This window comes from Neomegalonema sp. (genome assembly GCF_028688855.1).
GTDB lineage: Bacteria > Pseudomonadota > Alphaproteobacteria > Rhodobacterales > Rhodobacteraceae > Neomegalonema.
Map to the genome: position 1 here is coordinate 116710 of NZ_JAQTXI010000012.1, position 8573 is coordinate 125282.

Here is an 8573-nt window from a genome sequence, read left to right on the forward strand (position 1 = left end):
ATTGAAGAGGCCAAGATGGCGCTCGTCGCCCTTCGCCGCAACCTTTGGCGTCTCCCCGGGTCCGCGCCGGACCGGACGGAGGCTTCAAGCCCGCATCTGGAGGCGCGATTCGTCGGGAATCGCGTCCGGGAACCCGCAGGAGCCTCGCGCCGATGGCCGAACCGCCGAAAGACGCGTCCGAACCGGAGAAGCGGGTCCCGCTCCGCGCGAAGCGCCGCGCGGCCGGAGCGGGCGTCTCCGGGGGCGGGACGCGGCTGCGGAGATTCGTCAGCCTCGGCGATTGCGCCGCGCCGCTCATGCGCCCCGTCTTCGAGAAGCGCGGCTTCTCCGAGATCCGCATCGCCGCCGACTGGCCGACCATCGTCGGCGCGCGGCTGGCGCGGCTCTGCCGTCCGATCCGGATCCTGCGCCAGGGGCTCCGCGGAAGCGACGAAGGCGGCCTGCTCGTGATCGGCGCCCGCAGCGGAGCCGCCATGGAGCTCACCCACGCCGCGCCCCAGATCGTCGAGAGGGTCAACGTCTTCTACGGCCGCCGGGTCGTGGACCGGCTGAAGGTCGACCAGACCCTCGCGCCTTCGGCGCCTCCGGCCGCGCCTGCGCCTGCGCCGCCCGAATCTCCGCCGCCTCTGGCCTCGCCTCTGGCGGCGCTCGACGCCATCGACGACCCGGTGCTGCGCGCGGCGCTGGAGCGTCTGGCGCGCAACCGCGTCTCTTCTCCTTCATCCCGGCCCGCCTCCGCGCGGCCTCTCTCCCGGAAGGTCCCATGATTTCTCGCCATTCCACGCTCCGCCTGACCGCTTCGGCGGTCTTCGCCCTGTCTCTGGCCGCCTGCGACCAGGCCGGATCGGCCTCCAGCTCCGGCGCGACGCCCGCCGCCTCGGCCTCGACGAGCGCGCCCGCCGCTTCTGCGACGCCCGCCGCCCCCGCGCCGGTTCAGGTGGCCCAGGCCCCCGAAGCCGCGACCGCGACTCAGGCGACGGCCCCGGCGACGACTCCGGCTGCGACCCCGGCCCCTGCTGCTCCCGTCGAGGCCGAGGCGCCCGCCGCGCCTGCGGTCCAGGCGGCGGCCGTGGGCGGGCCGCTGATGGCCGACGCGCCTCTGGGCTCGCCGGAGGCCAAGGTCACGGTGATCGAATACGCCTCGCTGAGCTGCCCGCATTGCGCGGTCTTCCAGACCCAGACCGCCGCCGCCTTCAAGGCGAAATATGTGGATTCGGGCCTCGTGCAGTTCATCTACCGCGACTTCCCGCTGAACGACTCGGCGATGATCGGCTCTCTGGCCGCCCGTTGCGACGGTTCGCCGCAGAAGTATCACGCCTTCATCGACCTGCTCATGCGCCAGCAGGATTCCTGGGCCTTCCAGCGCGACGGACAGAGCATCGTCCGCGAGGTCAAGCGCATCGCGCAGCTGGGCGGCGTCTCGGGCGAAAAGCTCGACGCCTGCTTCGAGAACGCCGAACTGGGACAATGGATCCTCGACACGGCGCGTCAGGGCGAAAGCCAGCACGACGTCAACTCCACCCCGACCTTCGTCATCAACGGCAAGACCCATCCGGGCGCGCTGTCTCTGGCGGATCTCTCGGCGGCGATCGACCCTCTGCTGAAATGACCATTGGTCGCAGGCGCGGGCCTTCCTGACGAAAGCCCGCGCCTTGACGCCCCATGGACCCCTTTGTATGGTGCGCGCGCTTCGTCGCGGAAACTTTACGAAAGCTCCGGGGCGGATCGAGGGGGGAGAAGCGGGCCGCGGCCGGATCCGACGCCCTGTTTTGGAGGGAAGCTCCGAAATGGAAGGCGAGGAGACGGTCAGGCCCGAACTCAAGATCGAGGCGGATCCGGAGGCGCTCAAGGCCCTCGATGCGCGCATAGCGCGCGCGCGGGAGAAACTGGCGCCCGAAAGACCTGCGCCGGGATGGAGGGGCGGCAAATTCGCCGGCGTCTCCCTGGCCTGGCGCATGGTGCTCGAGCTGATGATCGGCGTCGCGCTCGGCGGGCTGATCGGCTGGGCTCTGGACTCGGCTCTCGGATTCTTCCCACTCATGACGGCGATATTCGGCGGGCTGGGCTTCGCGGCGGGCGTCAAGACGATGTTGCGCAGCGCGAAGGAAGCGGATAACTCCGCACGGCGAGGCTGAACGGATCAGACCCGGCGCCGCGCGCGCCAAGCGAGAGAGGGCGAGCTTTGGCGGACGCGAGCGGCGGCGGAATGCACATCGACCCGATGTATCAGTTCGCGATCAAGGAGATCGTGCCGATCCATCTCGGAGGTCTGAACCTCTCCTTCACCAATTCGGCGCTCTGGTCGTTCTATGCGGTCGGCGCGACGATCCTGCTCTTCTCCTTCGCGATGCGCGGAGGGGCCCTGGTGCCCGATCGGGTCCAGTCGGTGGCGGAGGGCTTCTACGGCTTCGTGCGCAACATGGTCCGCGACGCGGCCGGCGACGAAGGCCTGAAGTACTTCCCCTACATCTTCACGATCTTCCTCTTCATCTTCTTCGCGAACATGCTCGGGATGCTGCCCTACAGCTTCACCGTCACGAGCCACCTCGCGGTGACCGGCGCTCTGGCGCTGGCGGTCTTCATCACGGTCACGGCCATCGGCTTCAGGAAGCACGGGACGCATTTCTTCTCGTTCTTCGTGCCCAAGGACGCGCCGGGCTGGCTCAAGCCCATCCTCGCCGTGATCGAGGTCATCTCCTATTTCGTGCGCCCCCTCAGCCATTCGGTCCGTCTTGCGGCCAACATGGTGGCGGGCCACGCGATGCTCAAGGTCTTCGCGGGTTTCGCGGCGGCCATGGGCGTGGCCGGCGTCCTGCCGATGCTCGGCATGCTCGGCGTGACGGCGCTCGAATTCCTCGTCTGCGCCATCCAGGCCTACGTCTTCGCCATCCTCACGGCGATCTACCTCAACGACGCGCTGCACATGCACTAAGGCGCGACTTCTCTTTCATAGCGGTCAACAGGAGCTCATCATGGAAATCGAAGCCGCCGCCGCCCTCGGAAAGTACATCGGCGCGGGCCTCGCCTGCCTCGCCATGGCCGGAGCCGGCATCGGCATCGGCCACGTGGCCGGCAACTTCCTCAACGGCGCGCTGCGCAATCCCGCCGCCGCCAAGGAGCAGCAGGGCAACTTCTTCATCGGCATGGCCTTCGCCGAGGCCCTCGGCCTCTTCGGCTTCCTGGTCGCGCTGATCCTGGTCTTCGTCGCCTGATCTTCGGACGACTTCCGGCGGAACGCGGCCTGGCCTGCGTTCCGCTTCATCCGATCCCGCGACCCCCCGCAGCCGGAGGCGTTATGGCGACCCCAGCCCATGCGGCGGCCGAACAGTCGGCCGGCATGCCGCAACTCGACTTCTCCACCTATCCGGCGCAGATCTTCTGGGCCGCGGTGGCGCTCTTCGTCCTCTACCGGTATCTGAGCCGTCGGGCGATCCCGCAGATGGAGGCCGCGCTCGCTGCGCGCCATGAAGCCATCGGGGGCAGCCTCGAAGCCGCCGCGGCCGCCCGCCGCGAAGCCGGACAGGCCGAAGCCGATTATCAGAAATCCCTCGCCGAAGCCCGCGCCCGGGCTCAGGCCACCCTGGCCGAGGCCAAGGCCCGCAGCGACGCCGCGCTCGCCGCGCGCCTCGCCGAGGCCGACGCCTCCATCGCCGGGAAGACCGCCGCAGGCGAAGCCCGCATCGCCGGGATCCGCGCCTCTGCGGAAACCGACGTGCGTTCCGTGGCTTCCGAGGCGGCCGCCGCCATTCTGGAGCGTTTCCTGCCCGGCAAGGCCGACGCCGCCGAAGTCTCGCGCGCGGTCGAGGACGGGCTCGCCGGTCTGAAGAGGAGCTGAGGCCATGCGCGATTACGAATGGGTTCTGCTCAGCTTCGTCATCTTCATGGGCATCCTCTGGTATGTGGGCGCCTTCCGGAAGATCGGGGACATGCTCGACGGGCGCGCCTCCGACATCCAGTCGCAGCTCGACGAGGCCAGGGCCGCCCGCGCCGAGGCTCAGGCGCTGCTCGCCAGCTTCGAGGCCAAGCGCGCCAGCGCCGAAGCCGAGGCTCAGGGCATCGTCGCCCGCGCCGAGGAGGAGGCCAGAAAGGCCCTCGCCGACGCCGAGGTCGAGATCGAGCGCAGCATGGCCCGTCGCCTGAAGAGCGCCGAAGAGCGCATCGCCCAGGCCGAGGCCGCCGCGAAGCGCAAGGTCCATGACGCCGCCGCCGACGCCGCCGTCGCCGCCGCGAGCCGCCTGCTCGGCGCCCGCCTCGAAGGCGACGCCGGAGAGGCCGCCCTCGACGCGAGCCTCAAGGAAGTCGCGCAGCGGCTGCACTGAGCTTCTCCGCATCGCCTCCTGATCGATTCGACGAACGCCCCATCTCTCCGGAGGGGGCGTTTTGTCATGGAGGCTCAGGACATGGACGATCGCCGGACGAACGGACGACTTCTTCTCGATCCTCTGCTGATGTTTCCGACCAGCGTCGATGAAATCACGGCGCGGATGGCGGGGGGGCGGCTCTGGGGCGGCCGCGGCCTCGCAGGGGTTTTCCTCCGCCTCGCCTTCTCGGCCTTCGCCTGGGGCTGCGACCACGAGGGCCTGAGGCGTCTGCAGGCGTTCTGGCCGCGCTGAAGACGCGCAGCCTTCGGCCGCGCTGGACGACGCTTGCGCCTTTCGCCCGGCCGTCGTCGCGGGAGGCCCGAGGGCCTTCCGCTCCCTGCTTGACAATCCGCCTCGCTGCGTCCAGAGCTTGAGGCCTTGCTCATTGGGGCGTCCCCGGATCGGCTGATCCCGGGGGCTGAGAGGCGCGCAGCGCCGACCCATCGAACCTGATCCGGATCATGCCGGCGGAGGGAATGAGCGTCGCGTCAGGGCGGGCTCGGGCTCCGTCGCGGGCGCGCGCCGCCTTCGCCTCCCGAAATTTGGAGGCTCCCGAATGAAATCTCCCCATCTTCTGGCCTTCGCGGCCTTTCTGGCGGCTTCTCCCGCCTCGGCGGCGGACAAGCTCACGCTTCTGCTCGACTGGTATGTGAACCCGAATCACGGGCCGATCATCGTCGCGCAGCAGAAGGGCCTCTTCGCCGCCGAGGGTCTGGAGGTGGAGATCGTCGCGCCCTCCGATCCCTCGCAGCCGCCCAAGCTGGTGGCCGCGGGCCGCGCCGACATCGCCGTGGACTATCAGAGCCAGCTCTATCTCGAACATCAGGAAGGCCTCCCGCTCAAGCGCATCGGCAGTCTGCTGAACTCGCCGCTGAGCTGCCTTCTGGTCCGCGCCGACGGCCCGGTCCAGAGCCTCGAAGACCTCAAGGGCAGGACCATCGGCTACTCCACCCCCGGCGTGGACGAGGTGAGCGTCTCGATCCTGCTCGCCAGCGTGGACCTGAAGCTGGAGGACGTGACCATGGTCAACGTCAACTGGGCCCTGACCCAGGCCCTGCTCTCCGGCCAGGCCGACGCCGTGACCGGCGCCTATCGCAACGTCGAGCCCCATGAAATGGCGGCCGCGGGCGTCGAGGGCCGTTGCTTCTTCCCCGAGGATCGGGGCGTGCCGCCCGACGACGATCTGATCTTCGTGGCCAACCTCGAGCGCGCCAGCGCAGAGGACAAGGACAGATATCGCCGGTTCCTCAAGGCGGTGGGTCTGGGGGCTCTCTATATCCTGAACCACCCCGAAGAGGCCTGGGCGGCCTTCGCCAGCCATAACCCCGATCTGGACGACGAGGCGAACAAGGCCTCCTGGGCGGATACGCGCGGACGCCATTCCCTGATTCCCTCGGCGCTGGATCATGCGCGCTATCGGGATTTCGGGGCCTGGTATGCGGCTCAGGGCATGATCCGGGAGGCGCCGCCGGTCTCGGCCGTCGCCGTGGACCTCAACGCGGAGGAGTGACGCCTTGCGGGATCTCGCGCGCGGACCGGGCCTCAGGCTTCGGGGCGATCTGACCTTGCCCGAGGGGCGGCCTCTCTTCCGGAGCCTCGACTTCAGGGCCGAACCGGGAGTCTGGACCTGTCTTCTGGGAGCTTCGGGGGTGGGGAAATCCACGCTCTTGCGGCTGCTCGGCGGGCTGGAGGTCGCGGGGACGTTTCGCGGCGAGGCCTCCGCCGCGGATGGCGCGCCGATCTCCGGGCGGGCGGCCTGGATGGCTCAGAGCGATCTGCTCGCGCCCTGGCTTCCGGTGCGCGAGAACGTCGCCTTCGGGGCGCGTCTGCGGCGCGAGAAGCCCGACTGGGCCCGGGTGGATTCGCTGCTGGCCGAAGTCGGGTTGAAGGATTGGGCCGGAGCCCGGCCTTCGGCGCTGTCGGGCGGCATGCGCCAGAGGGTCGCCCTGGCGCGCACCCTCATGGAGGATCGCCCCATCGCCCTGATGGACGAAGCCTTTTCGGCTCTGGACGCGGGCACCCGCGCCCGGATGCAGGAGCTGGCCTTCGACCTTCTGCAAGGCCGCACGGTGATTCTCGCGACCCATGATCCGGGCGAGGCGGCGCGTCTGGCGAGTCGGGCCTATGTGCTGGTTCCGGATCCGGCGGGGGCGCGTCTGGCGGAGCCCCATCGGTTCAGGACGCCGCCTCTGCGCGATCCGGCCTCGCCCGACGCTCTGGCGGCTCAGGCGGCGCTTCTGGCCGAATTGCGCAAGCCCCCTGTCGGGGAAGCTCCGGAGGGGCGCGCGCCATGAGGAGATTCACGGACGTCCTCGTCAGCGCGGCGGGCCTCATCGCGCTCTGGGCGCTGCTGGTGGAGCTGGCGGATCTGCCGCCCTACATGCTGCCTTCGCCCTGGCGGGTGGCCCGGGTCTTCTGGACCGACCACGCGACCCTCTGGCTCAACGCCGGAATGACCATCTGGGAGAGCCTCGCGGGATTCGCGCTCGGATCTGCGGCGGGGATCTCGGCGGGAATCGCGCTGATGACCTCCAGCCTCGCGCGACGCTGGCTCGGGCCTTTCCTGGTGCTGAGCCAGTCCGTCCCGACCTTCGCCCTCGCGCCGCTGATCGTGCTGTGGCTGGGATTCGGGCCGGAATCCAAGATCGTGGTGGCGGCGATCGGGATCTATTTCGTCGTGGCCTCGAATTTCTACGACGGGCTGCGCCGCGCCGATCCGGGCCTGCTCGACATGGCGAGGGTCATGGGCGCCAGCCGCTCGACGGAGCTCTGGCGCATCCGGATTCCGGCGGCCCTGCCTGCGCTGGGCTCGGGGCTGAAGGTGGCGGCGGCCTACGCCCCCATCGCGGCGGCGGTGGGGGAATGGGCGGGGGCCTCGAAGGGTCTGGGCTATCTCATGCTCTACGCCAACGCGCGGCTGAAGATCGACCTGATGTTCGCCGCCCTGCTGACTCTGGCGGTCTTCGGGCTCGTGTTTCATGCGCTGGTGGGCTGGGCGGCGCGCCGCCTGACCTCCTGGGCGCCCGAGGCGCGTCAGGATCCCTGAAGGGGGCGGTCCGGGCTCATTCCTCTTCGTCCTCCTGGTCCTCTTCGAAGGGCGCGACCGAGATGAAGCCCGGCTCGCCGACGAAGCGTTCGCTCCAGACATAGGCCCCGACGCAGGCCGCCGCGCCGTAGCTGTCGCAGTAGGAGCCGTGCAGGCTGAGCAGCAGCACGGGAATCGCGCCTCCGCCGGGCGCCGAGACGATGGCGTGTCCATGGGCCTGGAAGTCATGCCGCGACCAGGGCGCCGCCGGATCTCCCGTCGAGACGAAGACGATTCGCGGCGCGCCGCCCGTGCCCTTGTGGAAGGAAGCCAGAGGCTCGCATTCCAGATGTTCGCCGTCGAAGAGCGCGTCGAGGATCCCGTCTCCGTTGAAGTCGGTGTGGCGGATGAAGGCCCAGTCCGGCGCGAGGAATTCGCCCTCGTTTTCGAGGCAATCCTCCCGCTCCGGCGCGAGCAGGGCCTGAAGGGGCGCGAAGTCGAATTCGGGCGGCGTCTGCGCGAGGGCGGGCGGCGCGGCGAGCCCCCAGGCGAGCAGGAAGGCGGAGAGGCGGCGGGCGGAGGACATGAGGCGCTTTCCCTGGCGGCGGGGTTTCAGGGCTGAGGGGCGGCGCTCATGAAGCCGCCTCGCCGGGCTGTCGTCAAGGACTGCGGAGGGCGTTGACCGGGGCGGGAAAACCTCAATCAATGGGCGCATCGCGAATCGGGATGAGGTGAGGGGTGCGGATGCGGATCGGCGCGATTCTGGCGGCGCTGCTGCTGATGGGCGGGGCGGCGGGCGAGGCTCGGGCTCAGGCGGGAAGCTGCAAGGCGGCGAAAAGCTGCGCCGAGGCGGTGGAGCTCTGGTGCGGCGGCTATTCCCGCGCCGACCGCGACAAGGACGGCGTCCCCTGCGAGAATCTTTGTCGCGGCAAGGCTCAGGCGGATGAAATCCGCGCCGGGCGCGCCTGCTGAAGCCCGGGGCGCAAGGCGGCTCTTGACCTTTCGATCAGGCTCGCCGAAATGACGCCCCATGCGCAATTCGGAATCCTCGCCGTCGATGCACGGCACGACCATCCTCGCCGTCCGCAAGGGCGGCGTGATCTGTCTGGCCGGCGACGGACAAGTCAGCCTCGGCCCCACCATCGTGAAGGGAGACGCCCGCAAGGTGCGTCGGCTGGAGGTCGGCG

General features: G+C 69.6%; 13 protein-coding genes, 1 pseudogene and 1 riboswitch. Of the genes and pseudogenes, 13 read left to right on the plus strand and 1 reads right to left on the minus strand.

Features of this window, described 5'->3' with window-relative positions:
* The first annotated feature begins 152 nt into the window (after window positions 1–152).
* From PHN62_RS10865 to PHN62_RS10915, 11 genes are all read left to right on the plus strand, one after another.
* Window positions 153–767, plus strand: a complete 615-nt coding sequence (locus PHN62_RS10865) for a DUF721 domain-containing protein (RefSeq protein WP_300150291.1) — start codon at window positions 153–155, stop codon at window positions 765–767.
* Window positions 764–1609, plus strand: a complete 846-nt coding sequence (locus tag PHN62_RS10870) for a DsbA family protein (RefSeq protein WP_300150293.1) — start codon at window positions 764–766, stop codon at window positions 1607–1609. Before PHN62_RS10865 ends, PHN62_RS10870 begins: the two co-directional genes overlap by 4 nt.
* 178 nt (window positions 1610–1787) lie before the next feature.
* The gene (locus PHN62_RS10875; RefSeq protein WP_300150296.1) at window positions 1788–2135 is read left to right on the plus strand and encodes an AtpZ/AtpI family protein; all 348 of its coding nucleotides are present in this window, start codon (window positions 1788–1790) and stop codon (window positions 2133–2135) included.
* A gap of 71 nt (window positions 2136–2206) precedes the next feature.
* Entirely contained in the window at window positions 2207–2932 is a 726-nt protein-coding gene (locus PHN62_RS10880; protein ID WP_300150299.1) for a F0F1 ATP synthase subunit A, read from the plus strand.
* A gap of 40 nt (window positions 2933–2972) precedes the next feature.
* On the plus strand, window positions 2973–3212 hold the full coding sequence (locus tag PHN62_RS10885; RefSeq protein WP_018632960.1) for a F0F1 ATP synthase subunit C: 240 nt from the start codon (window positions 2973–2975) through the stop codon (window positions 3210–3212).
* A gap of 83 nt (window positions 3213–3295) precedes the next feature.
* Window positions 3296–3835: a F0F1 ATP synthase subunit B' gene (locus tag PHN62_RS10890; protein ID WP_300150304.1), complete on the plus strand. Its 540-nt coding sequence runs from the start codon at window positions 3296–3298 to the stop codon at window positions 3833–3835.
* 4 nt (window positions 3836–3839) lie between these two features.
* A complete protein-coding gene (locus tag PHN62_RS10895) occupies window positions 3840–4319 on the plus strand; it encodes an ATP F0F1 synthase subunit B (protein ID WP_300150306.1) in 480 nt (159 codons plus the stop codon).
* A gap of 81 nt (window positions 4320–4400) precedes the next feature.
* The gene (locus PHN62_RS10900; protein ID WP_300150308.1) at window positions 4401–4613 is read left to right on the plus strand and encodes a hypothetical protein; all 213 of its coding nucleotides are present in this window, start codon (window positions 4401–4403) and stop codon (window positions 4611–4613) included.
* A gap of 124 nt (window positions 4614–4737) precedes the next feature.
* Window positions 4738–4854: riboswitch (TPP riboswitch) on the plus strand.
* A 63-nt stretch (window positions 4855–4917) separates the two neighbouring features.
* Window positions 4918–5871, plus strand: coding sequence for an ABC transporter substrate-binding protein (locus tag PHN62_RS10905; RefSeq protein ID WP_300150310.1), 954 nt, complete (start codon window positions 4918–4920; stop codon window positions 5869–5871).
* Between the two features lie 4 nt (window positions 5872–5875).
* Window positions 5876–6655 carry an ABC transporter ATP-binding protein gene (locus tag PHN62_RS10910; protein WP_300150312.1) on the plus strand — a complete coding sequence of 260 codons (780 nt, stop codon included), beginning with the start codon at window positions 5876–5878 and terminating at the stop codon, window positions 6653–6655.
* Window positions 6652–7407, plus strand: coding sequence for an ABC transporter permease (locus PHN62_RS10915; RefSeq protein ID WP_300150315.1), 756 nt, complete (start codon window positions 6652–6654; stop codon window positions 7405–7407). The genes PHN62_RS10910 and PHN62_RS10915 overlap by 4 nt, the downstream gene beginning before the upstream one ends.
* A gap of 16 nt (window positions 7408–7423) precedes the next feature.
* Here PHN62_RS10915 and PHN62_RS10920 read toward each other — a convergent pair whose 3' ends face one another.
* Window positions 7424–7972 (minus strand): hypothetical protein, encoded by a 549-nt coding sequence (locus tag PHN62_RS10920; RefSeq protein ID WP_300150318.1) that lies wholly within the window; start codon window positions 7970–7972, stop codon window positions 7424–7426.
* Window positions 7973–8130: 158 nt separating this feature from the next.
* On the opposite strand from PHN62_RS10920, the gene PHN62_RS10925 reads away from it, so the two are divergent.
* Entirely contained in the window at window positions 8131–8358 is a 228-nt protein-coding gene (locus tag PHN62_RS10925) for an excalibur calcium-binding domain-containing protein (protein ID WP_300150330.1), read from the plus strand.
* 58 nt (window positions 8359–8416) lie between these two features.
* Window positions 8417–8573 (plus strand): annotated as a pseudogene (locus PHN62_RS10930) (HslU--HslV peptidase proteolytic subunit); the annotation flags it as partial.

Coding starts and splice junctions, on each gene's coding strand:
- PHN62_RS10865 (WP_300150291.1), top strand. CDS start 153: ATGGCCGAACCGCCGAAAGACGCGTCCGAACCGGAGAAGCGGGTCCCG.
- PHN62_RS10870 (WP_300150293.1), top strand. CDS start 764: ATGATTTCTCGCCATTCCACGCTCCGCCTGACCGCTTCGGCGGTCTTC.
- PHN62_RS10875 (WP_300150296.1), top strand. CDS start 1,788: ATGGAAGGCGAGGAGACGGTCAGGCCCGAACTCAAGATCGAGGCGGAT.
- PHN62_RS10880 (WP_300150299.1), top strand. CDS start 2,207: ATGCACATCGACCCGATGTATCAGTTCGCGATCAAGGAGATCGTGCCG.
- PHN62_RS10885 (WP_018632960.1), top strand. CDS start 2,973: ATGGAAATCGAAGCCGCCGCCGCCCTCGGAAAGTACATCGGCGCGGGC.
- PHN62_RS10890 (WP_300150304.1), top strand. CDS start 3,296: ATGGCGACCCCAGCCCATGCGGCGGCCGAACAGTCGGCCGGCATGCCG.
- PHN62_RS10895 (WP_300150306.1), top strand. CDS start 3,840: ATGCGCGATTACGAATGGGTTCTGCTCAGCTTCGTCATCTTCATGGGC.
- PHN62_RS10900 (WP_300150308.1), top strand. CDS start 4,401: ATGGACGATCGCCGGACGAACGGACGACTTCTTCTCGATCCTCTGCTG.
- PHN62_RS10905 (WP_300150310.1), top strand. CDS start 4,918: ATGAAATCTCCCCATCTTCTGGCCTTCGCGGCCTTTCTGGCGGCTTCT.
- PHN62_RS10915 (WP_300150315.1), top strand. CDS start 6,652: ATGAGGAGATTCACGGACGTCCTCGTCAGCGCGGCGGGCCTCATCGCG.
- PHN62_RS10920 (WP_300150318.1), bottom strand. CDS start 7,972: ATGTCCTCCGCCCGCCGCCTCTCCGCCTTCCTGCTCGCCTGGGGGCTC.
- PHN62_RS10925 (WP_300150330.1), top strand. CDS start 8,131: ATGCGGATCGGCGCGATTCTGGCGGCGCTGCTGCTGATGGGCGGGGCG.